Source organism: Stenotrophomonas sp. HMSC10F07, from assembly GCF_001807895.1.
GTDB lineage: Bacteria > Pseudomonadota > Gammaproteobacteria > Xanthomonadales > Xanthomonadaceae > Stenotrophomonas > Stenotrophomonas sepilia.
The window spans coordinates 63,365-88,202 of the sequence record NZ_KV791320.1; the positions used below are offsets into that span (position 1 = coordinate 63,365).

At 66.9% G+C, this 24,838-nt stretch carries 23 protein-coding genes; 13 read left to right on the forward strand and 10 right to left on the reverse strand.

The genetic code is table 11. The annotated features are described in order from the left end of the window. Window positions 1-149: 149 nt before the first annotated feature. A complete protein-coding gene (locus tag HMPREF3114_RS01515; protein ID WP_053496719.1) occupies window positions 150-494 on the reverse strand; it encodes a hypothetical protein in 345 nt (114 codons plus the stop codon). A gap of 146 nt (window positions 495-640) precedes the next feature. Between HMPREF3114_RS01515 and HMPREF3114_RS01520 the strand changes: the two genes are divergently transcribed. From HMPREF3114_RS01520 to HMPREF3114_RS20840, 4 genes are all read left to right on the forward strand, one after another. Continuing rightward, entirely contained in the window at window positions 641-1,039 is a 399-nt protein-coding gene (locus HMPREF3114_RS01520) for a hypothetical protein (protein ID WP_049413394.1), read from the forward strand. Window positions 1,040-1,178: 139 nt separating this feature from the next. Then, window positions 1,179-2,099, forward strand: a complete 921-nt coding sequence (locus HMPREF3114_RS01525; RefSeq protein ID WP_070488833.1) for a non-homologous end joining protein Ku — start codon at window positions 1,179-1,181, stop codon at window positions 2,097-2,099. Window positions 2,100-2,102: 3 nt separating this feature from the next. Continuing rightward, window positions 2,103-4,589, forward strand: coding sequence for a DNA ligase D (ligD, locus tag HMPREF3114_RS01530; protein WP_070488836.1), 2,487 nt, complete (start codon window positions 2,103-2,105; stop codon window positions 4,587-4,589). 173 nt (window positions 4,590-4,762) lie between these two features. Continuing rightward, window positions 4,763-5,614: a hypothetical protein gene (locus tag HMPREF3114_RS20840; RefSeq protein ID WP_141750765.1), complete on the forward strand. Its 852-nt coding sequence runs from the start codon at window positions 4,763-4,765 to the stop codon at window positions 5,612-5,614. On the opposite strand, the gene HMPREF3114_RS01535 is transcribed toward HMPREF3114_RS20840, so the two are convergent. From HMPREF3114_RS01535 to HMPREF3114_RS01550, 4 genes are all read right to left on the reverse strand, one after another. Continuing rightward, a complete protein-coding gene (locus HMPREF3114_RS01535; protein WP_070488839.1) occupies window positions 5,535-5,924 on the reverse strand; it encodes a hypothetical protein in 390 nt (129 codons plus the stop codon). The two genes, HMPREF3114_RS20840 and HMPREF3114_RS01535, sit on opposite strands and share 80 nt — an antisense overlap. 127 nt (window positions 5,925-6,051) lie before the next feature. After that, on the reverse strand, window positions 6,052-7,080 hold the full coding sequence (gene adhP / locus HMPREF3114_RS01540) for an alcohol dehydrogenase AdhP (protein WP_053496716.1): 1,029 nt from the start codon (window positions 7,078-7,080) through the stop codon (window positions 6,052-6,054). 96 nt (window positions 7,081-7,176) lie between these two features. Continuing rightward, window positions 7,177-7,815: a bifunctional 4-hydroxy-2-oxoglutarate aldolase/2-dehydro-3-deoxy-phosphogluconate aldolase gene (gene eda / locus HMPREF3114_RS01545; RefSeq protein ID WP_065186797.1), complete on the reverse strand. Its 639-nt coding sequence runs from the start codon at window positions 7,813-7,815 to the stop codon at window positions 7,177-7,179. A 111-nt stretch (window positions 7,816-7,926) separates the two neighbouring features. Further along, a complete protein-coding gene (locus HMPREF3114_RS01550; protein ID WP_053496714.1) occupies window positions 7,927-8,517 on the reverse strand; it encodes a cysteine dioxygenase family protein in 591 nt (196 codons plus the stop codon). A 239-nt stretch (window positions 8,518-8,756) separates the two neighbouring features. Here HMPREF3114_RS01550 and HMPREF3114_RS01555 point away from each other — a divergent pair, with 239 nt between their 5' ends. Beyond that, the gene (locus HMPREF3114_RS01555) at window positions 8,757-9,812 is read left to right on the forward strand and encodes a LacI family DNA-binding transcriptional regulator (RefSeq protein ID WP_053496713.1); all 1,056 of its coding nucleotides are present in this window, start codon (window positions 8,757-8,759) and stop codon (window positions 9,810-9,812) included. Window positions 9,813-9,917: 105 nt separating this feature from the next. Here the strand turns inward: HMPREF3114_RS01555 and phhA are convergent, their stop codons facing one another. Continuing rightward, entirely contained in the window at window positions 9,918-10,811 is an 894-nt protein-coding gene (gene phhA, locus HMPREF3114_RS01560; RefSeq protein WP_053496712.1) for a phenylalanine 4-monooxygenase, read from the reverse strand. 125 nt (window positions 10,812-10,936) lie between these two features. Here phhA and HMPREF3114_RS01565 point away from each other — a divergent pair, with 125 nt between their 5' ends. Beyond that, a complete protein-coding gene (locus HMPREF3114_RS01565) occupies window positions 10,937-11,422 on the forward strand; it encodes an Lrp/AsnC family transcriptional regulator (protein ID WP_005411782.1) in 486 nt (161 codons plus the stop codon). A gap of 39 nt (window positions 11,423-11,461) precedes the next feature. On the opposite strand, the gene HMPREF3114_RS01570 is transcribed toward HMPREF3114_RS01565, so the two are convergent. Together HMPREF3114_RS01570 and HMPREF3114_RS01575 are read right to left on the reverse strand one after the other, a co-directional pair. Then, window positions 11,462-12,454: a patatin-like phospholipase family protein gene (locus HMPREF3114_RS01570; protein WP_053496711.1), complete on the reverse strand. Its 993-nt coding sequence runs from the start codon at window positions 12,452-12,454 to the stop codon at window positions 11,462-11,464. Between the two features lie 193 nt (window positions 12,455-12,647). Beyond that, window positions 12,648-13,655 (reverse strand): TIGR00266 family protein, encoded by a 1,008-nt coding sequence (locus tag HMPREF3114_RS01575; protein ID WP_070488842.1) that lies wholly within the window; start codon window positions 13,653-13,655, stop codon window positions 12,648-12,650. Window positions 13,656-13,814: 159 nt separating this feature from the next. Here HMPREF3114_RS01575 and HMPREF3114_RS01580 point away from each other — a divergent pair, with 159 nt between their 5' ends. Beyond that, window positions 13,815-16,085, forward strand: a complete 2,271-nt coding sequence (locus HMPREF3114_RS01580; RefSeq protein WP_053496709.1) for a TonB-dependent receptor — start codon at window positions 13,815-13,817, stop codon at window positions 16,083-16,085. 131 nt (window positions 16,086-16,216) lie between these two features. Here the strand turns inward: HMPREF3114_RS01580 and HMPREF3114_RS01585 are convergent, their stop codons facing one another. Further along, the gene (locus HMPREF3114_RS01585; RefSeq protein WP_005421113.1) at window positions 16,217-17,056 is read right to left on the reverse strand and encodes an acid phosphatase; all 840 of its coding nucleotides are present in this window, start codon (window positions 17,054-17,056) and stop codon (window positions 16,217-16,219) included. A 261-nt stretch (window positions 17,057-17,317) separates the two neighbouring features. On the opposite strand from HMPREF3114_RS01585, the gene HMPREF3114_RS01590 reads away from it, so the two are divergent. Both HMPREF3114_RS01590 and HMPREF3114_RS01595 read left to right on the forward strand, forming a co-directional pair. Continuing rightward, window positions 17,318-18,196, forward strand: coding sequence for a hypothetical protein (locus tag HMPREF3114_RS01590; RefSeq protein WP_070488845.1), 879 nt, complete (start codon window positions 17,318-17,320; stop codon window positions 18,194-18,196). An 11-nt stretch (window positions 18,197-18,207) separates the two neighbouring features. Then, window positions 18,208-19,410, forward strand: a complete 1,203-nt coding sequence (locus tag HMPREF3114_RS01595; protein WP_070488848.1) for a DUF4785 domain-containing protein — start codon at window positions 18,208-18,210, stop codon at window positions 19,408-19,410. Between the two features lie 128 nt (window positions 19,411-19,538). On the opposite strand, the gene HMPREF3114_RS01600 is transcribed toward HMPREF3114_RS01595, so the two are convergent. Continuing rightward, window positions 19,539-20,360 carry an ABC transporter ATP-binding protein gene (locus tag HMPREF3114_RS01600; protein WP_053496707.1) on the reverse strand — a complete coding sequence of 274 codons (822 nt, stop codon included), beginning with the start codon at window positions 20,358-20,360 and terminating at the stop codon, window positions 19,539-19,541. A 151-nt stretch (window positions 20,361-20,511) separates the two neighbouring features. Here HMPREF3114_RS01600 and HMPREF3114_RS01605 point away from each other — a divergent pair, with 151 nt between their 5' ends. The 4 genes from HMPREF3114_RS01605 (at window position 20,512) to HMPREF3114_RS01620 (ending at window position 24,584) form a co-directional block, all read left to right on the forward strand. Further along, window positions 20,512-21,714, forward strand: coding sequence for a DesA family fatty acid desaturase (locus HMPREF3114_RS01605; protein WP_053496706.1), 1,203 nt, complete (start codon window positions 20,512-20,514; stop codon window positions 21,712-21,714). After that, window positions 21,711-22,043 (forward strand): EF-hand domain-containing protein, encoded by a 333-nt coding sequence (locus tag HMPREF3114_RS01610; protein ID WP_053496705.1) that lies wholly within the window; start codon window positions 21,711-21,713, stop codon window positions 22,041-22,043. Before HMPREF3114_RS01605 ends, HMPREF3114_RS01610 begins: the two co-directional genes overlap by 4 nt. Window positions 22,044-22,062: 19 nt before the next feature. Then, the gene (gene mutM / locus HMPREF3114_RS01615) at window positions 22,063-22,875 is read left to right on the forward strand and encodes a bifunctional DNA-formamidopyrimidine glycosylase/DNA-(apurinic or apyrimidinic site) lyase (RefSeq protein WP_053496704.1); all 813 of its coding nucleotides are present in this window, start codon (window positions 22,063-22,065) and stop codon (window positions 22,873-22,875) included. Between the two features lie 104 nt (window positions 22,876-22,979). After that, window positions 22,980-24,584 carry an OpgD/OpgG family glucan biosynthesis protein gene (locus tag HMPREF3114_RS01620; protein WP_053496703.1) on the forward strand — a complete coding sequence of 535 codons (1,605 nt, stop codon included), beginning with the start codon at window positions 22,980-22,982 and terminating at the stop codon, window positions 24,582-24,584. Window positions 24,585-24,838 lie beyond the last annotated feature (254 nt).

The window sequence follows — 24,838 nt, forward strand, 5'->3', positions numbered from 1 at the left end:
GTAGTGCCGGCCGCTGGCCGGCATCCCGCCGTGCAGGACGTCAGAAGGCTGCCGGCCAGCGGCCGGCACTACCCGTAAATCGGAGCCCTGGCCGGCATCGCGCCGTACAGGGCGTCAGGGGGTTGCCGGCCAGGGGCCGGCACTACCCGTCAGTCGGGCGCCTTGGCCGGTACGAACGGCGAGGTCGGGTCGCTGGCCGGGAAGGTCTCCTCCAGCGCCTCGTCCTGGTTGTCGCTGGCGCGCTGCTTGCGTTCGCGACGCTTGAGCGGGCTTTCCTGGCCGCCGCGATGGCGGTCGCCGCCATCCTTGCGGTCCTGGGCGGCCTGTTCAGCCTCGTGCTTCACCGGCAGATGGTCGCCACCGTGCTCGGCGTCGTAGAAAGGTGCGCCGGTGCCGCGGTAGTCGGCATTGTCGGCATCGCGCTTGCCGCGCTGTTCACCGGGAATGGGCGGGTGGTTTTCCCGCAACGGGTCTCGGGAATTCTCTCGGCTCATGGTCTGGCTACCTGCGCTCGGGGCTCCCACTACACCGCGCCACAGGTAAAGCCGCCGCGAACCCGGCGTCATGAACATCTCGCTCACCCCCCGGTAACAGCACCGCGCGTATTCCTGCCCACCCGCCCCCGCTGCAGGAGCCGGCCATGCCCCGTCTTGAACGACCCGCACCGTCCGTGTTCAACGCCCTGCTCGATCCGCTCGGCCAGCGCACCGCACAACGCCGCACGCGCCGCCATGAAGATCCGCAGGCGGTGGCGCAGGACTACCTGCAGTACATGCTCAGCGACTATGAAGAGCGTCGCGGGCAGAACCACCGCAACTGGCGCGATCTATGCCCGGTCTATGCCTTCGCATTGACCACCCACGCTGCGGACTGGCCGCGCGGTGACGCCGCGGATACCTGTGAGGAACTGGCCGAACACTGGGAACAGATGCGCGGGCAGTCGCGGTTGAGCTGGTCGCAGGCACGGCCGGTGGTGGAAGACGCCTGGCGCGCGCTGGATCATATTCCTGCGGTGGCGGTGAGGCCGTTGCTGCAGTAGTGGCGGGCACTTGAAGCAGCCGAGCGTGGGCTCGGCTCTACAGCCAAGTGGTCGCGCCACCTGACGTGCACGGTATCGACACGGGTGGTTTACACCGCCCATCCGATGCTGGATGCCCTGCCCCGCCAAAGGTACGCCCATGGCCCGCCCGATCTGGACCGGCACGCTGTCGTTTGGCCTGCTCAACGTGCCGGTGTCGCTGATGTCAGGCGAACGCAAGGTCGATCTGCAGTTCCGCATGCTCGACTCCCGCGACCGCAAGCCGATCCGCTTCGAGCGGGTCAACGCCGATACCGGCGAGGAAGTGCCATGGAAGGACATCGTCAAAGCCTATGAGTACGACAAGGGCAGCTATGTCGTGCTGGAGGAAGGCGATATCCGGTCTGCGGCACCGGAAAGCCACGAAGCGGTGGAGGTGGAATCGTTCGTGGATGCCGCGCAGATCGACCCGCGCTACTACGAGAAACCCTACCTGCTGGTGCCCGGCAAGAAGGCCGAAAAGGGCTACGTGCTGCTGCGCGAGACATTGCGCAGTACCGGCAAGGTGGGCATCGCCCGGGTGGTGGTGCGTACCCGCGAATACCTGTGCGCGGTGATGCCGCATGCGGACGCGCTGGTGCTGATGATCCTGCGCTATCCGCAGGAACTGGTGGATCCCGAAGATTACAAGCTGCCCACCGGAAAGCTCGCCGATTACCGCATCAGCAGCAAGGAAACGGCGATGGCCGAGCAGTTGATCGAGTCGATGTCCGGTGATTGGGATCCGTCGCAGTACCACGACGAATTCCGCGAGCGCCTGCAGCAGGTGCTGAACAAGCGCATCAAGTCCAAGGGCGGTACCACCCGGGTGGAGGATGAGCCTGTACCGCGCGAGGATTCCACCACCAACGTGGTCGATTTCATGGCGCTGCTGCAGAAGAGCCTGGACGCGAACAAGCGTACGCCGGCGAAGAAGATGGCAACGCGGAAAGCAGCCACCAAGCCGACGGTAAAGAAGGCCGCAAAGAAGGCAACGAAGAAGGCCGCAAAGAAAACCGCTGCACGGCGCAAGGCAGGTTGAGCCATGTCGTTGCACCAGTACCGGCGAAAGCGCCGACTTGGCGGTGGCTTCGGGCAGACACCGGAACCTGACGACACGCCCGCACACGGCAACCCGAAGCGGCGGCCGATCTTTGTCATACAGCTGCACCATGCCACTTCGCGGCACTATGACTTCCGCCTTGAGATGGACGGTGTGCTGAAAAGCTGGGCGGTGCCGAAGGGTCCTTCGCTTCGCGTTGGTGACAAGCGGCTGGCCGTGGAAGTGGAAGACCATCCGCTGTCCTACGCCGGTTTCGAAGGAGATATTCCCGAAGGCCACTACGGCGCTGGCCACGTGGAGGTCTTCGATCACGGCACATGGGCCTGCGAAGGCGATCCACTGCAGGCACTGGCAGCGGGAAAGATCGACTTCGTGCTGCATGGGCAACGCCTGGCTGGCGGCTGGAAGCTGGTGCGCACAGCGATGAAGGGACGCCAGGTACAGTGGTTGTTGATCAAACGCGACGACGAGGAAGCGCGTGATGCCGAAGCAGATGATCTGCTCCAATCCCCCATGCCGAAACGCACATCCGCAGTGAGCAAGCGCACGGTGGGCAAGTCAACGCGCGCCGCACCGGCTGCACGATCGGCGACCGGCAAGGTCGATGCGCGTTGGCATGCGCGAGCGCTGAACCTGGACGGCGCGCGTGACACGCCCTACCCGCGTGCTTTCAAGCCACAGTTGACCGATCATCGCGACAGTGCACCGGACGGCGAGCGCTGGTTGCATGAGATCAAGTGGGATGGCTATCGCTTGCTGGCCGATCTGCACGAAGGCAAGGTGACGCTGCGCTCCCGCAACGGCCTGGATTGGACCGGTGATTTCCCCGAGGTGGTACAGGCCGTGCAGGCACTGCCGGTGCGGGATGCGCGCCTGGACGGTGAGCTGGTGGTGCTGGACCGGGATGGACGCAGCGACTTCGCCGCGCTGCAGCGCGTGATCGACGGGAGTTCGAAGCAACCGTTGCGCTACATCGTTTTCGATCTGCCGGGTGTGGCCGGCGTGGACATCAGTCGTTCACCGCTGCTGGAGCGCAAGGCGCTGCTGAAGGATCTCATCGGTCCCACGCCCGGAACCCTGGCCTTCAGCGAGCACGTGATCGACCATGGCCCGCAGGTATTCGATGCCAGCGGCAAGGCGGGATTCGAAGGCATCGTCAGCAAGCAGGTGGATGCGCCCTACGTGAACACCCGTGCACGCAGCTGGGTGAAGGTGAAGCACGAAGACACCGACGAGTTCGCGATTGTCGGCTACACGGCACCGAAGGGCTCCCGGGTGGGGTTCGGCTCGCTGCTGCTGGCGACGCCGGACAAGGGCGGCTTGCGCTATGTGGGCCGCGTTGGCACCGGCTTCGACGACGAAAGCCTGCGCGCGCTGCACAAGGCGCTGCAGCCGTTGGCGGTGAAGACGCCTGTGCTGCAGCTGCCGGCGCACGTGCCGTTCCGCGCCGCCAGCGTGCGCTGGGTGAAGCCGGTGACGGTGGCGGAGGTGGCATTCCGTGGCTGGGGCAAGGAAGGCCTGCTGCGCCAGGCCAGTTTCAAGCGGCTGCGCAGCGACAAGCAGAAGGAGGACCTGGGAGTGGCCGTCTCGAGTGCTGAAGCCGGGGGCGAGGTCCAGATCACCCATCCAGAGCGGGTGGTGTTCCCAAGGCAGAAGCTCAGCAAGGGCGACGTGGCGGCCTACTACCAGCGCGTGGCGCGCTGGATCCTGCCCGAAATTGCCGGGCGGCCCTTGTCACTGCTGCGCTGCCCGGATGGCGTGGGCAAGGCCTGCTTCTTCCAGAAGCACCATGGCCCCGGCCTGGGCGATGCCGTGCACGCGGTGCCCCTTCAGCAGAAGAGCGGCCGCGAGGACTACGTCTACATCGACGATGTGCGGGGCCTGCTGCAACTGGTGCAGATGAACACCCTGGAGCTGCATCCGTGGGGCGCGACCGTGGCCGATCCCGAGCACCCGGATCGCTTGGTGTTCGATCTCGATCCCGGTGAAGGGGTGGGTTGGGCAGAGGTGAAAGCTGCTGCGCGTGATGTCCGTGACCGCCTGCAGGAAGTCGGCCTGAAGAGTTTCGTGCGGCTGTCCGGTGGCAAGGGCGTGCACGTGGTGGTGCCGCTGCAGCCCAAGGCTGGCTGGGACGAGGCCAAGGCGTTCTGCGAGGCGTTCGCGCAGGCAATGGCGCTGGAGCAGCCTGATCGCTACGTGGCGACGATGAGCAAGGCCAAGCGCGGCGGCGTGATCTTCATCGATTGGCTGCGCAACACACGCGGTGCCACCAGCGTGTGTTCGTGGTCGCTGCGCGCGCGCGATGCTGCCGGCGTGGCGGTGCCGCTGCGCTGGGAAGAACTGGCCCGGGTGAGCGCGGCCGACGCGTTTCCGATGGCCAAGGCGCTGGCGCGCGCCAAGCGGCTGAAGGGTGACCCATGGCAGGGCATCGCGCGGTTGAAGCAGAGGCTGCCGTCGCTTAATGGCTAACGTCGAGAGAGGCGCAAGACTGCGAACGAATGTCTGCTGCAGAAAAAGCAGATTAGGCGACGCTGGCGTCTCCGACGACAAATCTGGCTAAGCACCAATGTCGTTTCTGCCTCTTAACTTTTGGAAGCAACTGCCGTTCTCTACAGGACACATGTCTGCAGGCGCGAAGCGTGATGAAGGAACGACAAGCTGTCGGTAGTGATGTCCGAGAAGCAATGCGTCTTGACTGGGGTAAGCTGACCGTTGCAGCGACGTCAATAGCAGCTGTCGGTGGTGTTCTAATGTATTGGATCGGAAGCACCGCGCGCAGTGCATATCTTGCAGCGCTTGGCATACCCGGCGAAGGATTCTCGATAACGCGTGATGCAATGTTCGAGCTCGGAGCTACGGCACTTGTGAACGCAGCAAGCGAGTTCCCTTATCTCCTCCAACAACATCCAATCCCTTTCATCATCTTTGTGGTGGGTATCGCGCTGGTCGTGCTGATATTCAAATGGCCAGTAGATTCTTCCAAGCTGACCAAGAAGCGGCAGCTCACGCCACGAAAGAGAGCCATTGCCTACGCCATCCTGATTGCCTCATTGCTGCCGATGATTGGCATGATGACTTCCGCATTCACGCTTCTGATCGTTGCCATTCCTGCGGCAGTGGGGCAATCAGCGGGCAGCTCTTGGGCTGAGAGCATCCGGCGTGATGTATGTACTTCGCGGGCAACTGAGCCTTGCGTGGAGCTTTGGCGCGATCAAACCCGCTTGGGATGCGGGTCCGTAATCGCGGAGTCCGCAACGCGGCTGGCCTTCCTTGATATGAGCAGTGGCATGACCAGAGTGATGGATATCCAAGGAATGGAAACCATTAGTCTCCAATCTATCGACGCTGATCAAGAAGATGGAAGTCCCTGTGCCAAGCCGGTGGACAACCACGCTATCACGGAGGTGAAGCAGGTCATTGATCGCGCGAGGGGCGGCGCCCGAACCACCAGCCGGCCAGCAGTTGCAACGGCAGCGACGCCAGCAGTGAAATGACGAACCAGAACGGGAAATCCGCACCCGCCGTCCACATGGCGTAGCCACAGCCCAGCGCGACCAGCGACCAGATCGAGAAGCCGTGCGATCGCGGCCAGCAGGGCGCGTAATAGGTGGCAAAGGAAACCCCGGCGATGCCACCGAGCACGCTGAAGGTGAGATCCCAGCCCAGCTGCACGCTGTTGTTGTCCGGCGACAGGCCCAGCAACGGTGGCAGCCAGCTGGCGACGCTGCTGACCAGCGCAAGCGACAGCACGCCGCCGATCAGGGCGACGATGGACAGGAACAGGGTCTTGAGCAGGGCGGGCATGCGCGCATTGTACGGCGGCCACAGAGTGCCCGCGTTGCCGGCCAGCGGCCGGCACTACCGATGAATCGGCATGGCCGCCGCGTCCGTGGGAGAGGGGGACGGAGCGACGGCGGCCATGCACAGGCGGTCAGGCAGCGAAGTCGAGCACCACGCGGCCTTCGATGGTGCCCGCATGCATGCGCGCGAACACGTCGTTGATGTTTTCCAGGCGGTCGGTGCTGACCGTGGCCGCGACCTTGCCCTCGGCGGCGAACTGCAGCGATTCCTGCAGGTCCAGGCGGGTACCGACGATCGAGCCGCGCACGGTGATGCCGTTGAGCACCATGCCGAAGATGTCCAGCGGGAAGTTGCCGGGCGGCAGGCCATTGAGCGAGACAGTGCCGCCACGGCGCACCATGCCCAGCGCCTGCTCGAACGCCTTCGGTGACACTGCGGTGACCAGTGCACCGTGGGCGCCGCCGATTTCCTTCCTGAGGAACGCGGCCGGGTCGGTGGTGCGCGCGTTGACGGTGACCTGCGCGCCCAGCTGGCGGGCCAGTGCCAGCTTGGTGTCGTCCACGTCCACCGCGGCCACGTTCAGGCCCATCGCGCGGGCGTACTGCACGGCCATGTGGCCCAGGCCACCGATGCCGGAAATCGCCACCCAGTCACCGGGCTTGGTGTCGGTGACCTTCAGTCCCTTGTAGACGGTCACGCCGGCGCACAGCACCGGCGCGATCTCGACGAAGCCCACCTCCTTCGGAAGCAGGCCGACATAGTTGGCATCGGCCAGTGCGTACTCGGCGAAGCCGCCGTTGACCGAGTAGCCGGTATTGCGCTGCGTCTCGCACAGCGTTTCCCAGCCACCCAGGCAGTGTTCGCAATGACCACACGCCGAGTACAACCAGGGGATGCCGACCCTGTCGCCTTCCTTGACGTGCCCTACCCCGCCTCCCACGGCCACGACGTGCCCCACGCCCTCGTGGCCGGGGATGAACGGCGGGTTCGGTTTCACCGGCCAGTCGCCCTCGGCGGCGTGCAGGTCGGTGTGGCAGACGCCACAAGCCTCGATCTTGACCAGTACCTCGCCCGCCCCCGGGCGCGGTACCGAGACTTCCTCGATCACCAGTGGCTTGCCGAACTCACGCACGACAGCGGCCTTCATGGTGGAATTCATGTTCGGATCTCCGTAGTGCGCTTGCCCACAGAATGACGCCGGCGCGAGGCCGGCGCTTTGATCACGATCAAACCTTTGAAGATCCGCGAAGCAGGTTCAGCTGGCCAGCACCGAGGCCTCGCGGGCCAAGCGCTCGATGGCGTCCCAGTCGCGGGTCTGCAGCAGCGCCGGGGTGGTCAGCCACGAACCGCCCACGCACAGCACGTTGGGCAGGTGCAGGAACTGCGGCGCGGTCTGCGCGCTGATGCCGCCGGTCGGGCAGAAGCGCACATCGGCGAACGGGCCGTGCCAGGCGGCCAGCAGCGCGGCGCCGCCGGCCTGCACGGCCGGGAAGAACTTGAAGGTGTCCGCGCCGTGCTCCAGGCCCTGGATCAGGTCCGATGCGGTGGCAGCACCGGGCAGGTACGGCAGATCGGCATCACGCGCGGCCGCATACAGTGCCGGCGTGGCACCGGGGGAAACGGCAAAACGCGCACCGGCCTGCTTCGCCGCCTGCATCTGCGCGGCGTTGAGTACGGTGCCGGCACCGATCACCGCGTCCGGCACGGCCTCGACCATGGCCTTGATCGCATCCAGCGCCTGCGGCGTGCGCAGGGTCACCTCGATCACCGGCAGCCCACCACGGAACAGTGCCTGGGCTACTTCGACCGCTTCATTCACATCTTCGGGGGTGTACACCGGGATCACCGGTGCCAGCTTCAACAGCGCGCGCAGGCGCGGATCAGCGCTGGACATCGTCTTGCTCCTTGCCCGCCAGGGCATCGCGGATGCTGCCGGTGCCGGCAGCGCAGCGGCGCATGATGCCATGCGGACCGCGATGGTGCCCTGCTCCGCACCGCGCCGGATTCAGGCCGGGTCGGCCTGCAGCGCCTGGATGCGGCGCTGGTACCAGTCGCCACCGAGCGGATCGAACACCGCCGAGCGCTCCATCTGCGCCTCGTACACGTGTACCGAGATCGCCAGGGCCTCATCGCTGGCATTGCGCAGGGTGTGGTACTCATGCGGGGGGATCAGGCTGCCGGCACTGCCGCAGCCCCCGCGCAGCGCGGCGTGGCGGCGGAAGCGCCAGCGCTCGCCGGCGCACTCCAGCAGCTCGTAACGGGTGATCTCCAGCTCGCCCAACCACACGCCCTCCACACACCACATGGCATCGTGGTCGTGCAGCGGCGTGCCCTGCCCTGGGCCCCAGCTCATGGCAATCACGCTGTAGCCGTGTTCGCGGCTGTGGTACAGCGGACGTCGCGCGTAATGATCACTGACCGGCCGATGCACGCATTCGGGCAACTCGATGCGGCTGTCGGTTATGGCTTCCTGCAGCGCCAGCTGCAGGTCGGCCGTGATGCGCTCGGGATCACCGGAGCTCATCGCCGCGTCGACTGCGGCGATCAACCGGTCGCGGCCGCGGAACGGCGGAAACGGAGAAGTCTGCAGGTCCATGCCTCGAATGTAGCGGAGCATGGTTAAGGGAATGTTGGCGTTCGCGCGCGTCGCGTCCACATCCAGGGTGAATACGCGCGGAAGAACGGTTCAGATGCAGAAGCAGTAGAGCGATCACAATGGAACCTTGCGCAGCAGAGCCTGTCGAACACGACACGATTCAGATCCGCTGCGACATTCCGCAACTTCGCGCCCGACGGGCGCAAGGCTAGAATTTTCCGACTTACCTGGTTCTATACATGTCAGTGCGAACTATTAGCGATGCCGCGTTGCCGGTATCGAAGGGCAAGGCTGCCACGATCAACGACATCGCACGACTGTCGGGAGTTTCCAAGAAAACGGTTTCAAGAATCATCAACAACTCGCCGCTGGTGCGCAAGGACACCCGCGACAAGGTCGAGGCGTTGATGCGCGAGGTCGGTTACGTGCCCGATCCTCTCGCGCGCGGGCTGGCATTCCGCCGCTCCTTCCTGATCGGCCTGGTGTATGACGATCCGGGTGCCCAATGCATCGTCGACCTGCAGCACGGCGCGCTGGACGCGCTGCGCGGCACTGGCTATGAGCTGGTGGTGCACCCCTGCGACAGCCAGGATCCGGAATGCCCGCAGGGCGTGCGCCGTTTCGTGCAGCAGCAGAAGCTGCACGGCGTGATCCTGGGGCCGCGTGCGTCCGAATCGGCTGCGCTGGCGCAGATGCTCGATGACATCGACTGCCGCTACGTGCGCATCAACGCGCATGCCTCGGAGGATGAGAACCATGCCGTGGTCACCCATGACCGCGATGGTGCTGCCGCTGCGGCGGGCTACCTGCTTTCGCTTGGCCACCGCGACATCGCGGTGATCACCGGACCGGGTGACCGGCGTGCCGCGCGCGAACGGACGCATGGTTTCCTTGATCGGCTGGCGCAGGTCGGCCTGACCCTGCCCGGCGAGCGCGTGCTGGAAGCGGGCGACACCTTCGAGTCCGGCGTGCATGCCGCCGAACGGCTGCTGATGGGCGAGCAACGCCCCAGTGCGATTTTCGCCGGCAACGACGAAATCGCCGCAGGCGTGTACCAGGTGGCATTGCGTGCAGGCATCGCGGTGCCGCAGCAGCTGTCGATCGTCAGCTACGACGACAGCCCGTTGGCATCGCGGCTGTGGCCGCCGCTGACGTCGGTGCGTCGCCACGTCTCCGATATCGGCCGCACCGCCGCCGCCATGCTTGTCCAGGCCGACGTTCCCGACGCGCCGACCGCGGCCAGCGTGCATCCGCAGTTGATGGTGCGCGGGTCCTGCCGGGCCGTGGACGCCTGAGTGCCCTGCCCTCGCCTGCGTCGCTGCAGTGGCGCAGGCAGGCAACAACGAAAACGGCGCACCCATGTGCGCCGTTTTCAGTGCAAAGCCGTGCGCGTTGTGTGCTTACACGTCGCCGCCGTCGGCCCAGCCTTCGCCGGTGCCCTTCTGGAACACGCGGTCGTCGCCCTGCACTTCACCGGCCGGCAGATGCGCCTGGTTGGCCAGTGCCGCGTAGATCGGGGTGAAGTCCGGCGAGGTCGCCTGCATGAGCTGTTCGAAGCTGTCGATGACGAAGTAGGTCTTCTGGAAGGTATCGATGCGGTACTTCGTGCGCATGATCCGCTGCAGGTCGAAGCCGATGCGGTTGGGCGCGGCCGATTCCAGCGAGTACAGCGACTCGCCCTTCGACGACACGATGCCGGCACCGTAGATGCGCAGGCCCTCGGGCGTATCGATCAGGCCGAACTCCACCGTGTACCAGTACAGGCGGGTCAGGTTCTGCAGCGCATCCGGGCCGATCGCGTGGGCTTTGACGCCGCCACGGCCGTATGCCTCCATGTAGTCGGCGAACACCGGGTTCATCAGCAGCGGTACGTGGCCGAACAGATCGTGGAACAGGTCCGGCTCGGCGATGTAGTCGATCTGGTCCGGGCGACGGATCCACCAGGTCACCGGGAAACGGCGGTTGGCCAGATGGTCGAAGAAATCCAGTTCCGGCAACAAGCCTTCAACGCCGACCAGGGTCCAGCCGGTGGCGGCGCCGAGCACTTCGTTGAGCTGGTCGAAGCGCGGAATCATGTGTGCGCTCATGCCCATCTCGTCCTGCGCATCCAGGAACTCCTGGCAGGCACGGCCGACCAGCAGCTCGCGCTGGCGCTGGTAAAGCGTGCTCCAGGTCGCGTGGTCGTCGGCGCTGTAAGTGTCCCATGGCTGCTCGACGAGCGCGGTGGTATACACCGGCACGTAGCCCTTGTCGGTCTGCTGGTGTTCGACGCGGCGGGGCTGGGCGAGGTCCATGCGGCACTCCTGGATGGGATACCCATGATGCTAGGGCAGGGGACGCGCAACAGGGTTGCAAAAGTTGCGCCGATTGGCCTTGTTGGCGCAATATCCTTGCGTACTCACCATGTTGCGGGGCAACAATGGCCGGAGAAGTCCAGTTCGATCGCACGGATATACGCCTGCTGGCCGAAATCCAGCGGGATGGGCGCGCCACCAACGCCGAGCTGGCGGCGCGGGTGAATCTCTCTCCTTCGGCCTGCCTGCGGCGGTTGCAGCGGCTGGAAAGCGAGGGCGTGATCGTCGGCTATGGCGCGCGGCTGGAGCCACGGCAGCTGCGGCTGGGCCTGCAGGCCTTCGTGCGCGTGCAGCTGGAAAAGCACGACCAGGCCGCCATCGGCCACTTCGTGGACAGCGTGCAGGCGTGGGACGAGGTGGTGGCCTGCCACGCGCTGACGGGTGACATGGACTACCTGCTGCACGTCTACGTGCGCGACCTGGAGCACTTCTCGCGCTTCCTGCTGGACCGGCTGCTCAATGCCGGTGGCGTGGCCGATGCCAATTCCAGCTTCGTGCTGCGCACGGTGAAGGGCTTCCAGGCGTTGCCGCTGTCGCAGCTGGAGTCCTGAGCAACCACCGGGCGGGCCCGGTGGCCTGGCTTCAATGGATCAGCACTTGTCCTTGCGGCCCATCAGCTTGCCCAGGCGCGAGGCTTCCTCGCACTTCGGCGCGGCCACCGGTGCCGGTGCGGCAGCTGCGGCGCGCGCGCGCTGCAGCTGCTGGATCCTGGCGCGGATCTGCGGCATCGCTGCCATCGCAGCCTTTTCGCCTTCCAGGATCGCGGTGCCACGCTGGCTGAAATCGGCGGCACCGATGTCCAGTACCTTCGGGCGGATGACGATGTCGGCGCGCGCCAGTTCCTGCTCGCCCAGGCGCTGGCCCATGATCGAGATGGACTGGTTGACGATGCCCAGCATGTCGGTCGGCGCCTTGCCGCTGGCCTTGCTGGAGATGTCCACGGCGATCACGAAGTCGGCGCCGAGCTGGCGTGCGGCATCCACCGGCACCGGGCTGACCACGCCACCATCGATGTAGTTGCGGCCGCCGATCTTCACCGGCTCGAACACACCGGGAATGCTGCTCGACGCGCGCACTGCCTGGCCGACGTTGCCGCGCACGAAGATTGCGCGCTCGCCGGTTTCGAGCTGGGTGGCGACGGCGGCGAACGGCTTCTTCAGGCGCTCGGCGGGACGGTTGGCGACCTGCTCGTTGACGTAGTCCTGCAGCTTCTGGCCCTGCACCAGGCCACCGGAGAACAGGCGCACATCGCGGATGCTGGCTTCGTCCAGCGCGACGGCCTTGCTCTGCATCTGGAAGGCATCCATGCCGCTGGCATACAGGGCGCCGACCACGCTGCCGGCGCTGGTGCCGGCGACCACGGCTGGCTCGAAGCCGTTGGCCTCCAGCATCTTGATCACGCCGATATGGGCAAAGCCTTTGGCCGCGCCGCCGCCCAGGGCGATGCCGATCTTCACCGGCTTGGCCTGCGGGACCACGGTCGGCGCAGGCGGTGGCGTGGGGCGGACCGGATCGCCACCGCAGCCGGCCAGCAGGCCGATCAGGGCGACGGACAGCAGCATGCGGGGGCGGAACAGGCTCATCGGCAGTGCGCGCGCGGCGCCGGATTCAGGAAAGGGCGCCAGCATACCGAAGCCGCGGCGGGGCGGGCAGGGTGGGAAGCTCCGTGCATTCAGGTACGTCGGTGGGTAGTGCCGGCCGCTGGCCGGCAACAGCAGGGAGGCTGGCAGATGCCCATGAGGTTGCCGGCCAGCGGCCGGCACTACCGCGCGTGGGTCAGAACCGGTTGTCGCCATCCAGCATCCGGCCCAGGCCGCCCAGCACCGAGCCTTCGCCGCGGCTCTGGCCGCCTCCCTGCGGTGCGGCCATCCACATGCGGCCGGCCAGGCGTGAGAACGGCAGCGACTGCAGCCAGACCTTGCCGGGGCCGGTCAACGTGGCCAGGAACACCCCTTCGCCGCCGAACAGCATGCTCTTGATGCCGGCCACCCGACGCACGTCCATGTCCACCGTCGGGTGGTAGGCCACCACGCAGCCGGTATCCACGTCCAGGCGTTCGCCGGCGGCCAGCTCGCGCTCCACCACGCAGCCGCCGGCGTGGATGAACACCCAGCCGTCGCCCTCCAGTTTCTGCATGATGAAACCCTCGCCCCCGAACAGGCCGGTCATGATCTTGCGCTGGAACTGCACGCCGATCTGCACGCCGCGCGCGCCGGCCAGGAAACTGTCCTTCTGGCAGATCAGGCGGCCGCCGTGCTGGTCCAGTTTCATCGCCAGCACCGTCCCAGGGTAGGGCGCAGCGAAGGCGACCTTGCCCTTGCCATGGCCGCTCTGGGTGTAGACGGTGGCGAATAGGCTTTCGCCGGTCAGTACGCGCTTGCCGGCAGCCATCACCTTGCCCATGAAGCCGCCGCCCTGGTCGCCATTGGCGGCGCCGAACACGGTATCCATCTGCACCGTGGCGTCCTTGAACATCAGCGCGCCGGCCTCGGCAATGGCGCTCTCGCCGGGATCAAGCTCGATTTCCACGAACTGCATTTCATGGCCGACGATGCGGAATTCGATGTCGTCGGCGCGGCCGCTGGCGGCGGCGGGGACCGGGGGTGGGGTGTGGGGGGCCGCGGATTGCAGTTCGGGCACTTCGGCAATCGAGGTCCATCCGCTCATGCCCTGGCACCAGGCCAGCGCGCGCGGGTTGGCCTGCGCGTAACGGCGCGCGGCCGGGTCATCGAGCGGTCCGATTCGGTCGGCCTGGGCCGAGGCATGGAAGTACCACTGGGTCATTGCGGCGGCTCCGCGGCGCTGGAAAACCCCGAGTCTAGCGAGCGCCCCGGGGGCAGGGCGACGGGGCCATGAACGGCCGGCATTTGCGGGGCAGGTGCTGTATTGCAACAATTATCTGGTAGCGCCGTTTTACCACCCCTCCAAACACAGCCTACCGCCATGTCCCCGACCCGCACTTCCCGTGGCCGCCTTCCGGTCGCGCGCCCTCTCGTTGCCGCTCTTTCCGCCCTGCTGCCGCTGGTAGCAGCCGCCCAGGAAACCCCTGCCGCCAAGGATCCGGTCGCCCTCGACACCCTGCAGGTAACCGCGCAGCGCCGTGTCGAGAACGCCAAGGACGTACCGGTCGCAGTCAGCGCGATCCAGGGCGAGAAGCTGGATGTGCTCGGTTCGGCCGGCGATGACATCCGCTTCCTGGCCGCACGCGTGCCCAGCCTCAACATCGAGTCGTCCTACGGTCGTGCCTTCCCGCGCTTCTACATCCGCGGCCTGGGCAACACCGATTTCGATCTCAATGCCTCGCAGCCGGTGTCGCTGGTATACGACGACGTCGTGCAGGAAAGCCCGCTGCTGAAGGGCTTCCCGCTGTTCGACCTGGCCAACGTGGAAGTGCTGCGTGGCCCGCAGGGCACCCTGTTCGGCCGCAACACGCCGGCCGGCGTGGTCAAGTTCGATTCGGCCCGCCCGTCGCAGGATGCCGACGGCTATATCCGCGTCGGCTACGGCAGCTACAACAGCTGGAACGTGCAGGGCGCCTACGGCGGCCCGCTGACCGACCGCTGGTCGGCGCGCGTCTCGGCGATCTACCAGCGTCGTGACGACTGGGTCGACAACACCCGTGTGGGCGCGCCCAACAGCGGCTTCGAAGGGTATGACGAAGCGGCAGGCCGCGTGCAGTTCCTGTACGAAGGCGATGACTTCGAAGCGCTGTTCAACCTGCACAAGCGCAAGCTCAACGGCACCGCCCGCCTGTTCCGCGCCAACATCATCCAGAAGGGTGGCAATTCGCTGGTCGAGAACTTCGACCGCGACAAGGTGGCCAACGACGGCGTCAACTTCTCCGACCTGGAGACCTGGGGTGGCAGCGCGCGCCTGCAGTGGAACCTCGGCTCGGTGACCCTGCACTCGATCACCGGCTACGAGACCGCCGAATCGCTCAACCGCGGTGACATCGACGGTGGCTACGGTGCGGCCTTCCTCGGTGCCGGCAACTACGGCCCGGGCCTGATTCCGTTCTCCTCGGAGTCGGCTGATGGCCTGCCGCACCATCGCCAGTGGACGCAGGAATTCCGCGTCGAGTCCAACGAGTGGGGCCGCTTCGACTGGCAGGCCGGCGTCTTCTACTTCGATGAAGACGTGACCATCAACAACTTCAACTACGACTCGCTGGCCCCGGGCAATCCGCAGACCGGCCACGTGGTGCAGAACCAGCGCAACAAGGCCTGGGCAGTGTTCGCCTCGGGTGACTTCGACGTCACCGACCGCTTCAAGCTGCGTGCCGGCGTGCGCTACACCCAGGACAAGAAGGACTTCAGCGCCAGCGTGCTGCAGGCGGTTCCGTTCGGCACCCCAGTCAGTGGCCCGTACCTGGCCAACACCGACGTCAACGACGTCAGCTGGGACCTGAGCGGCGTCTACAAGCTCACCGACGACATCAACGCCTACGCCCGCGTGGCCAAGGGCTTCCGCGCGCCGTCGATCCAGGGCCGCCTGGCCTTTGCGCCGGGTCTGTCGCAGGCCGATTCGGAGAAGGTCATCTCGTACGAGGCCGGCATCAAGGCCGACCTGTTCGAGCGCCGCGCGCGCCTGGGCCTGAGCGTGTTCCGCTACGACGTCGATGGCCAGCAGCTGATCGCCGTGGGCGGCTCCAACAACACCGCCACCCTGCTCAACGCCGACAAGACCATCGGCCAGGGCGTCGAGCTGGACCTGGAGGCCTACCTAGCCGACAACGTCCTGCTGACCTTTGGCAGCAGCTACAACGACACCGAGATCAAGGACAAGAACCTGGCGGTGGCGATCTGCGGCGGCGGCTGCACCATCACCGACCCGACCACGGTGATCAACGGCCAGACCTACGCGCTGGTGAACGGCAACCCGCTGCCGCAGGCGCCGAAGTGGATCCACAACGCGACCCTGCGCGTGGGCTTCCCGCTCAGCGATGGCAGCGAGCTGTACGCCTACACCGACTGGGCCTACCGCAGCGCGGTGAACTTCTTCATCTACGAGTCGCCGGAGTTCCGCGGCCGTAGTTCGCTGGAAGGCGGCCTGCGCCTGGGCTACAACTGGGAGTATGGCCAGTACGACGTGGCGGTGTTCGGCCGCAACCTGACCAACCAGACCCGCGTGGTCGGTGCGATCGACTTCAACAACCTGACCGGCTTCCTCAACGAGCCGCGCACCTGGGGCGTGGAGTTCACCGCGAAGTTCTGATGCGGTCGCTGCGGTAGTGCAATGAAGAAGGGCCGGCGCAATGCCGGCCCTTCTGTTTCCTGCTTTCTGTAGAGTCGAGCCATGCTCGACTGCCATGAGCCGAGCATGGCTCGGCTCTACAGAGGCATGGCTTACAGCGCGCTCTGCGGGCGCACCTTCAGTACCGCGTTCTCGGTGGTGCAGTCGCGGCTGGAGTGCAGGCCGGCCTTGCGCGCGGCAGCGATCTCCTTGCGTGCGGCCAGCAGGTCCTTGTTGAACGCGGCGTTGTCGTGCAGGCGGGCCACGGCGGCGGCACCCATGAAGCGGCCTTCGAGGATGTCGCTCTGCCAGTGCACGTTGCACACCAGGCGGCTCTCGCCGTAGTTGCGGCCGCGGGCCTGGATGGCATCGGCGCGGTCCGGCACGATCTCCGACAGGATCAGTGCCCAGGCCCAGCCGATCGAGGTGTGGCCGGATGGATAGGAACCATTCTTGCGCAGGCCATCCTCGTCCTTCGGCGAGCAGGTCGGCTCACCGTTGACCATGAACGGGCGCGGGCGCTGGTAGTGGTTCTTGGCTGCCTTGGTAGCGGCGCTGGCGTCGATCCGGCTGCGCTCCAGCAGTCGATACAGCGCCGGAGTCTTCACCGCATCGACGTCGATGTCGGCGGCGCAGGAGAAGTGGTTTGCACCTTCGGGGAAGCCGAGTTCCGCATCGATGCCGGCCTGGGCGAAGCGCGGGCTGCCACGCAGCGCGCGGGCTTCACGGCTGACCTGTTCGTCCAGGGCGAGGGCGGCCGAACCGGCCACCGGCGGTGCCGGCACCAGATCGAGGCTGGCCGGAACAGCGCTCTTGTCCAGATAGCCCACGGCCTTGGTGGTGATGTTGGCTTCGACGGCGGTCGGTTTGGTGGCCGTGGCAGCACAGCCGGCCAGGGCCACGGCAACGGCGAGGCCGAGCAGCGGGCGGGCGGGGTGGGAAATCAGCGACATGGACGGGCTCCGGAGGAAAAACACCGCGTCATGATCGCAGCCCGTATGCGGCACCGCAGTGGCCATCGGTCATACGGCCAGACCCGGCATGGTCATCACAGGAGATGAAGAACGTCAACGAAGCGTGCCAGTCTGCTGAATCCGGGCGCAGCGCACGGACTTTCACGCGGCCGCACCGTGAGCATCGGCACATCGGCAGTCACCAGGGGCCGTCCAGTTCCAGCCGGGTCGGGGGGATCCGAAGACAGAGGGAGAGAAGCGATGCGCAGCACCGCAACAGGAAGTACCGTCCTGGCCCTGCTTCTGGGGCTGGCAGCAGCACCGGCGCAGGCCGCCGACGTGGTCGGCGTGGCCTTCGTGCATGGCACCGGCGCGCAGACCAATGCCACCCAGGACTACTGGCAGCCGGCGATCATCGACACCGTGCGCCAGGGCCTGCCGAACAGCAGCAACTATGTGGTCATCAACTGTGACTTCACCCAGTACATGTGGAAACCGGAGGCCGCCGGCTGCCTGGCCAACCAGCTGACCAGTTTCATCGACAGCCGTGGCATCACCCAGCTGGTGGTGATCACCCATTCCAACGGCGGCAACGTGATGCGCTGGATCCTGTCCAATCCGACGTACGACAGCCGCTATCCGAAGATCATCCGCACGGTGCGCAAGGTCAACGCACTGGCACCGTCTTCGGCGGGCACGCCACTGGCCGATGCGGTGCTCAACGGCAATACCTTCGAAACGTCACTGGGCTGGCTGCTGGGCTACAAGAACGACGCGGTACGCCAGCAGCAGGTGGCCAGCATGGCCACCTACAACGCGCAGAACCTGTACGGCACGGCCGGTCGCCCGGCGTTGCCCAGGCCGTTCCGCGCGGTGGTCGGCAGTGACGTGGAATCGGCGGTGTGGGACAGCAACAGCTACTGCGGTGGCTATGCCGCCAACGTTGGCCTGGAGTTCACCCAGAACTGGTTGTCGTCCTGCTCCGATGGCTTCCTGGAGTGCAGCAGCCAGAAGGCGGCCGGCACCACCTGGTTCACCGACAAAGCGCGCACCCAGGGCGCAGAACCACTCAGCCACAACCAGAGCCGGCGCGAGTGCTTCGGCCTCGGCACCCTGCTGCGCAACGACCTGACCCAGTGAGGGAGATGACCATGACGACCCATTCCACCCTGCTGGCCAGTGCGGTGCTGGCAGTACTGTCCCTTTCCGCCGCGCAGGCCGCGCAGCCTCTGCAGGCGGCCCGCGCGGGCGATCAGGTGCCTGCCGCATTGGTGGCCGCGCCGCTGCCTGCCGATGAAAGCGAACACGCGCCGTTGTCGTTTGCCTGGGCGCTGGACCCGGCACAGCCGCTGCAGGCGGCCACGCCATATGCCTCGGTCAGCCGCAGTTACTGGCAGCAGGTCGATGGCACGCAGCTGCAGCGCGGCCTGGACCTGCCGCTGACGGCGCCCGATGCGGTGATCCAGCTGAGTCCGGCCGCAGGAGCCCGCGCGCTGCCGGCCAACACCCTGCAGGTGCGCGACCCGGCTGGCCGCAGCAGCGTGGCCCGCAGTGTCGATGCGCGCGCGCTGCAGGATGCCGGCATGCCGGTGAGTGATGGCAGCAGCATGCTGCGCACCGGCGCGACCAGTGCCGCCGGTGCGTACACCCTGCAGAGCACGCAGGCGCAGGGCCGCTATGTGGTGCAGGTGCTGGAGCCCAACAGCCCGCTGCGGTTGGAAGTGCAGGCCAACCAGGCGCAGGTGCTGGCCGGTGGCAACGTGCAGCTGCAGGCACGCCTGCTGGAAGACGGCGCCACCACCGCGCAGCTGGCATCGCGTCGTGGCGGCCTGGGGGGGGAAGCCCTGCTGGTCGCACCGGATGGCCACAGCTGGCCGCAGCGCCTGCTGCGCACCACCGATGGCAGCCTGCGCGCGCAGGTGCGGATCCCGACCGACATCGGCACCGTGCAGGGGCTGTGGGAGCTGCAGGTGTTCGCCCAGGCCGATGGCGTGCTGCGCGATGGCAAGGTGGCCTTCGCGGTGGCACGGCCGACCGCGCGTTTCAGTGGCCAGGCAGCACCGGACCCTTCCAGCCGCCAGGTGGCGCTGCCGCTGCAGGTGGCTGCGGCAGGCCGCTACGAGGCACGTGGCACGCTGTATGCCACGGCCCGCGATGGCCGGATGAAGCCGGTCGCGCAGGCACATGCAGCCGCGTGGTTCGATGGCCCAGGCGTTGGCCAGCTGGTGCTGCCGTTCGGCGAGGCCGCGTTGCCGGCCGGTTTTGGCGCACCGTACGAGCTGCGTGACCTGCAGCTGCAGGACCAGAGCCGGATGGCACCGATCGAGTCGCGCGCGCTGGCGTTGCGGTTCTGAGGTTGCGTGCAGCGGGCCGGGATCCGGCCCGCTGTACCTTCTTGTGTAGAGCCGAGCCCATGCTCGGCTGCCGTTTGCCGTGATCAGGAGCAGCCGAGCGTGGGCTCGGCTCTACAAAGGCATGCCGACTACCCCGCGTATGCGGTCAGCCGGCCTTCCTGCTCGCAGACGGTGATCGCGCCGCCGAACACCGCCGACAGCGGTTCGTTGCGCAGCAGCTCGGCGCGGGTGCCGTCGGCCAGCACGCGGCCATCGCGCAGCAGCACCACGCGCTCGATCTCGGGAATGATCTCTTCGATGTGGTGGGTCACCAGCACCAGGGTGATGCCCTGCTGCGCCAGCACCCGCATGGTCGCCACCAGCTGCTCGCGGGCAACCAGGTCCAGCCCGGTGGAGGGTTCGTCCAGCAGCAGTGCCTGCGGCCGGTTGACCAGCGCGCGGGCGATCAGCACGCGGCGGGTCTCGCCAGCGGACAACTCGGCGTAGGCGCGGTCGCGCAGGGACAGGGCGCCGGTCATCGCCAGTGTCTCGCCCACACGTGCGCGCATATCGGCGGTCACTTCGCGGAAGGCCGGCACCACGTAGCTGGCGAAGAAGCCGGACAGCACTGCCTGTTCCACGGTCAGGCCCGGCATGTCGGCCAGATTGCTGCTGAGATCGCCGGTGACGATGCCGAGCTGCGATCGCAGCCGGTCCACCTGCCAGCGGTTCTGCCCCAGCACCCTTACTGCCACGGAGCCGTCGACCTGCGCCAGCGGGTACAGCTCGCGGGTGATCAGCTTGATGAAGGTCGACTTGCCGCAGCCGTTGGGGCCGAGCAGGGCGGTGTGCTGGCCCTGCGCGATGCGCAGGCTGAGCCCGTGCAGCACCTTCACCTGGCCGCGCACCACGGTGGCGCGGTCCAGTTCGATCAAGGGGGGCAGCTCCGCAACGGGCGGGGCGGCAGTCATGGTGCTGGCGCGTGGATCAAGGCTCGACAACTCAGGTCCCCAACTGTGAACGGTGCCACGGATGACGGTGGCAATCACCGCCGCAGGGATGCAGTTTGCAACGCAAGCGCCCATCATGTCTGCCATCCCCGCGTCGATACGGAGAGCTGTCATGCCCGATGCCCTGATGTCCCTGCTGACCGGTGGTGTGCTCGGCCTCGGCGGGTGGGCCATGTTGGGCGTGCTGCTGGTCTTCACCCAGATCACCATCTTCTCGGTGACCCTGTACCTGCACCGCAGCCAGGCCCATCGCGGGGTCGATTTCCACCCGGCGCTGGCCCACGTGTTCCGTTTCTGGCTGTGGCTGACCACGTCGATGATCACCCGCGAGTGGGTGGCCATCCATCGCAAGCACCACGCCAAGGTGGAGACTGAGGACGATCCGCACAGCCCGGTCACCCGCGGCATCGGCAAGGTGTTCTGGCATGGCGTGGAGCTGTACCGCGAAGCGCGCGGCATGCGCGCGGACATCGAACAGTACGGGCGCGGCACCCCGGACGATGCGATCGAGCGCCACCTGTATACCCCGCACGCCACGCTGGGCCCGGTGCTGCTGCTGGTGATCAACAGCGTGCTGTTCGGCCTGCCGGGCGTGGCGTTGTGGGCGATCCAGATGGCGTGGATCCCGTTCTGGGCGGCGGGCGTGGTCAATGGCCTGGGCCACTGGTGGGGGTACCGCAACTACGAGTCGGCCGATACCTCCACCAATCTCACGCCGTGGGGCTTCTGGATCGGTGGCGAGGAGCTGCACAACAACCACCATGCCTTCCCCAGTTCGGCGCGCTTCGCGATGCGGCGCTGGGAGTTCGACATCGGCTGGAGTGCGATCCGCCTGCTGCAGGCGCTGCGACTGGCCAGGGTGCTGCGGGTGGCACCGGCCATGGACGTGCGCCCGAACATCGCCGTGCCCGATGCCGAAACCCTGAAGGCGCTGCTGTCGCATCGCTTCCAGGCAATGACCGATTACCAGCGCAACGTGTTCATGCCGGCCCTGCGCGAGGAGGCCGCGCAGGCCGGGGCCAAGCTGCGCCGCCTGCTGCCACGCCGGTTGCGCCGTGGCCTGGTCAACGATGGCCGCTGGCTGAAGCCGGACAGCCGCGCCCAGCTCAGCGCATGGGTGGCGCAGCGGCCGCGCATCCGCACCCTGGTCGAGTACCGCGGGCGATTGGCTGCGCTGCTGGAAGCCCGTGGCCACGACGCCGCTGAGCGCCTGCATCAGCTGCAGGCGTGGTGCCGCGAGGCCGAGGAAAGCGGCATCGCGGCGTTGCAGGCCTACGCCGCACGGTTGAAGGGCTACAGCCTGGTGGGCGCGTGAGGGCAGGGTACGGGCTTCTGCTGGCGGCGCTGCTGCCGGGTGCGGCGCTGGCCCAGGTCACCGACACCGCCAGCTATCTGCAGCGGATGGACAGCGATGGCGACGGCAGGGTCAGCGAGGCCGAGTACGTACAGTGGATGCTGTATGCCTTCGATCGCATGGACCGCAACGGTGATGGCGTGCTGAGCGCCGACGAGCTGCCCGGCGGCAAGGGCAGGGCAATCAGCCGCGAGCAGCAGCGGCAGGTGATCGTGCAGCGCTTCCACAAGCAGGATGCCAACGGTGATGGCTTCCTGGATGCCCGCGAGCTGTCCGCGCCGCCGCGTTGAGCGGGCGTAGAATCGCCCCATGCCTGAACTGCCCGAAGTCGAAACCACCCGCCGCGGCCTGGCGCCGCACCTGCAGGGCCGCCGCATGCATGGCGTGATCCTGCGCCGTGCCGACCTGCGCTGGCCGATTCCACCGGAAGTGGCCGAGCTGCTGCCGGGGCAGCGCATCGAGGACATCCGCCGGCGAGCCAAGTACCTGCTGCTGGATACCGCCATCGGCAGCGCCGTGCTGCACCTGGGCATGTCCGGCAGCCTGCGCGTGCTGCCCGGTGATACCCCGCTGCGGGCGCATGACCACGTCGACATCAGCCTGGACAACGGCCGCCTGCTGCGCTTCAACGACCCGCGCCGCTTCGGCAGCCTGCTCTGGCAGCCGGCTGGGGAGATCCACCCGCTGCTGCAGGGGCTGGGCCCGGAGCCACTGGACGACGCGTTCGACGGCGACTACCTGTTCGACCGCAGCCGGGGCCGCAGCGCGCCGGTGAAGACCTTCCTGATGGACCAGGCGGTGGTGGTGGGCGTGGGCAACATCTACGCCGCCGAGAGCCTGTTCAAGGCCGGCATCAGCCCGTTGCGCGAGGCAGGAAAGATCTCGCGAGAACGCTACCAGCGGCTGGCCGACGCGGTAAAGGAGATCCTGGGCTACGCCATCACCCGCGGCGGCACCACCCTGCGCGATTTCATCAGCCCCGACGGTGCGCCGGGCTACTTCGAGCAGGAGCTGCTGGTGTACGGCCGCGACGGGCTGCCGTGCCCGAACTGCGGGCGCGCGCTGAAGCACGCCACCATCGGCCAGCGCGCCAGCGTCTGGTGCAGCCACTGCCAGCGCTGAGCCGGCGACCAGCGGCAGCTGAACGGGCAGGGCGCGTCTCCGCTGCCCGTTAACGTTTGTCTGCCTATCATGGCCGACCTTCCCTCTGTGCCTGACGCGCCTGCATGCAACGACGCGACTTCATCCGCAATGCCTCCCTCGCCCTGGCTGCATTCGGCCTGCCGTCCCTGCCCGCGTGCGCGGCCAGCAGGAGCGGCCAGATGGGCCTGCGCCGCCTCGGCCAACCGCAGCCGTTCGACTTCGCCACCCTGAAGGGCCAGGCGCGCGCGCTTGCACAGGCACCCTACAAGAGCCACAAGCGGGTGCTGCCGGGCCGCCTGGAAGGCCTGGACTGGGACCAGTACCAGTCGATCGGCTACCGCCAGGACCATGCGCTGTGGGCCGACCAGCCGGGCAAGTTCCAGGCGAAGTTCTTCCACCTGGGCCTGTACTTCCATTCGCCGGTGCGCATGTTCGACGTGGTCGACGGCAAGGCGCAGGAACTGGCGTATGACGGCGCGGCGTTCAACTACGGCAAGAGCGGCATCAAGGATGGCGAGCTGCCGGCCGATCTGGGTTTCGCCGGCTTCCGCCTGAACACCCGCAAGGACACCGACCGCGACTTCGCCGCCTTCCTTGGCGCCAGCTACTTCCGCGCCGTCGGCAAGGAAGGCCAGTACGGCCAATCCGCGCGTGGCCTGGCGATCGACACCGGCATGGGCAAGCCGGAGGAATTCCCGGACTTCATCGCTTACTACCTGGAGCAGCCGTCGGCCGATTCGGAGACGATCGTGGTCTATGGCCTGCTGGATTCGCCCAGCGTGGCCGGTGCCTATCGCTTCGCGATCACCAATGGCGACGTGCTGCTGATGGACATCGACAGCGCGCTGTACCCGCGCAAGGCGATCGAGCGGTTGGGCATCGCCCCGTGCACCAGCATGTACCAGGTGGGCGAGAACGACCGCCGGATGGGCTGGGACTGGCGCCCGGAGATCCACGATACCGATGGCCTGTCGCTGTGGACCGGTGCCGGCGAGTGGATCTGGCGGCCGCTGCTGAACCCGCGCAACCTGCGTTTCAACATGTTCGTGGACCGCAACCCGCGCGGCTTCGGCCTGCTGCAGCGCGACCGCAATTTCGACCATTACCAGGACGACGGCGTGTTCTACGAGAAGCGCCCGTGCCTGTGGGTGGAGCCGAAGGGCGAATGGGGCGAGGGTTCGGTGCAGCTGGTGGAGATTCCCACCGTGGACGAGACGTTCGACAACATCGTGGCGTTCTGGAACCCGAAGGAAAAGCCGCAGCCGGGCCAGGAGCTGCTGGTCGGCTACCGCTTGTACTGGGGCGCCGAACCGCCGGCGCGCCCGCCGCTGGCGCACTGCGTGGCCAGCCGCACCGGCCTGGGCGGTGTGGTCGGCAAGAAGCGTGAGTACTTCAGCTGGCGCTTCGCGGTGGACTTCGAAGGTGGCGAACTGGCCGGGCTGATCGACAAGGCCCAGGTCGAAGCGGTGGTGGAAGCCAGCCGTGGCCGGGTCGAGATCGTGTCGGCGCGCCCGCTGCGCGAGATCAACGGCTATCGCGCGATGTTCGACCTGGTGCCGCCGGAAGGCAGTACCGAGCAGATCGACATCCGCCTGTTCCTGCGCAGTGGTGGCAAGACCCTCACCGAGACCTGGCTGTACCAGTACACCCCGCCGCCGGCCGGTGCGCCGGAGCGCACGCTGTACTAAGAGGGGGTTGGGTTTGCAGGGCTTGCAGCCCTGCACCTGCTTCAAGCCAAGGCAACGTCAATTGCGTGCATTCCGTGGGATGGCGGGGTGGGTCCGGTTGAGGGGGGCGGCGTAAATACGTCCATGTAGCCTCGGTCGCGCCATCCATGGCGCTCACGCCCCCTCAACCGGACCCACCCCGCCTTCGACAGATTTGCGCGATCTGTTGGAATCGCTCTTGGGGGTCAGATCCGTTTTCCGAAGGAAAACGGATC

Coding starts and splice junctions, on each gene's coding strand:
- HMPREF3114_RS01515 (WP_053496719.1), bottom strand. CDS start 494: ATGAGCCGAGAGAATTCCCGAGACCCGTTGCGGGAAAACCACCCGCCC.
- HMPREF3114_RS01620 (WP_053496703.1), top strand. CDS start 22,980: ATGCAACGACGCGACTTCATCCGCAATGCCTCCCTCGCCCTGGCTGCA.
- ligD (WP_070488836.1), top strand. CDS start 2,103: ATGTCGTTGCACCAGTACCGGCGAAAGCGCCGACTTGGCGGTGGCTTC.
- eda (WP_065186797.1), bottom strand. CDS start 7,815: ATGTCCAGCGCTGATCCGCGCCTGCGCGCGCTGTTGAAGCTGGCACCG.
- mutM (WP_053496704.1), top strand. CDS start 22,063: ATGCCTGAACTGCCCGAAGTCGAAACCACCCGCCGCGGCCTGGCGCCG.
- HMPREF3114_RS01565 (WP_005411782.1), top strand. CDS start 10,937: ATGGCCGGAGAAGTCCAGTTCGATCGCACGGATATACGCCTGCTGGCC.
- HMPREF3114_RS01595 (WP_070488848.1), top strand. CDS start 18,208: ATGACGACCCATTCCACCCTGCTGGCCAGTGCGGTGCTGGCAGTACTG.
- HMPREF3114_RS01605 (WP_053496706.1), top strand. CDS start 20,512: ATGCCCGATGCCCTGATGTCCCTGCTGACCGGTGGTGTGCTCGGCCTC.
- HMPREF3114_RS01600 (WP_053496707.1), bottom strand. CDS start 20,360: ATGACTGCCGCCCCGCCCGTTGCGGAGCTGCCCCCCTTGATCGAACTG.
- adhP (WP_053496716.1), bottom strand. CDS start 7,080: ATGAATTCCACCATGAAGGCCGCTGTCGTGCGTGAGTTCGGCAAGCCA.
- HMPREF3114_RS01585 (WP_005421113.1), bottom strand. CDS start 17,056: ATGTCGCTGATTTCCCACCCCGCCCGCCCGCTGCTCGGCCTCGCCGTT.
- HMPREF3114_RS01590 (WP_070488845.1), top strand. CDS start 17,318: ATGCGCAGCACCGCAACAGGAAGTACCGTCCTGGCCCTGCTTCTGGGG.
- HMPREF3114_RS01525 (WP_070488833.1), top strand. CDS start 1,179: ATGGCCCGCCCGATCTGGACCGGCACGCTGTCGTTTGGCCTGCTCAAC.
- phhA (WP_053496712.1), bottom strand. CDS start 10,811: ATGGACCTCGCCCAGCCCCGCCGCGTCGAACACCAGCAGACCGACAAG.
- HMPREF3114_RS01580 (WP_053496709.1), top strand. CDS start 13,815: ATGTCCCCGACCCGCACTTCCCGTGGCCGCCTTCCGGTCGCGCGCCCT.
- HMPREF3114_RS20840 (WP_141750765.1), top strand. CDS start 4,763: ATGAAGGAACGACAAGCTGTCGGTAGTGATGTCCGAGAAGCAATGCGT.
- HMPREF3114_RS01575 (WP_070488842.1), bottom strand. CDS start 13,655: ATGACCCAGTGGTACTTCCATGCCTCGGCCCAGGCCGACCGAATCGGA.
- HMPREF3114_RS01555 (WP_053496713.1), top strand. CDS start 8,757: ATGTCAGTGCGAACTATTAGCGATGCCGCGTTGCCGGTATCGAAGGGC.
- HMPREF3114_RS01535 (WP_070488839.1), bottom strand. CDS start 5,924: ATGCCCGCCCTGCTCAAGACCCTGTTCCTGTCCATCGTCGCCCTGATC.
- HMPREF3114_RS01520 (WP_049413394.1), top strand. CDS start 641: ATGCCCCGTCTTGAACGACCCGCACCGTCCGTGTTCAACGCCCTGCTC.
- HMPREF3114_RS01550 (WP_053496714.1), bottom strand. CDS start 8,517: ATGGACCTGCAGACTTCTCCGTTTCCGCCGTTCCGCGGCCGCGACCGG.
- HMPREF3114_RS01570 (WP_053496711.1), bottom strand. CDS start 12,454: ATGAGCCTGTTCCGCCCCCGCATGCTGCTGTCCGTCGCCCTGATCGGC.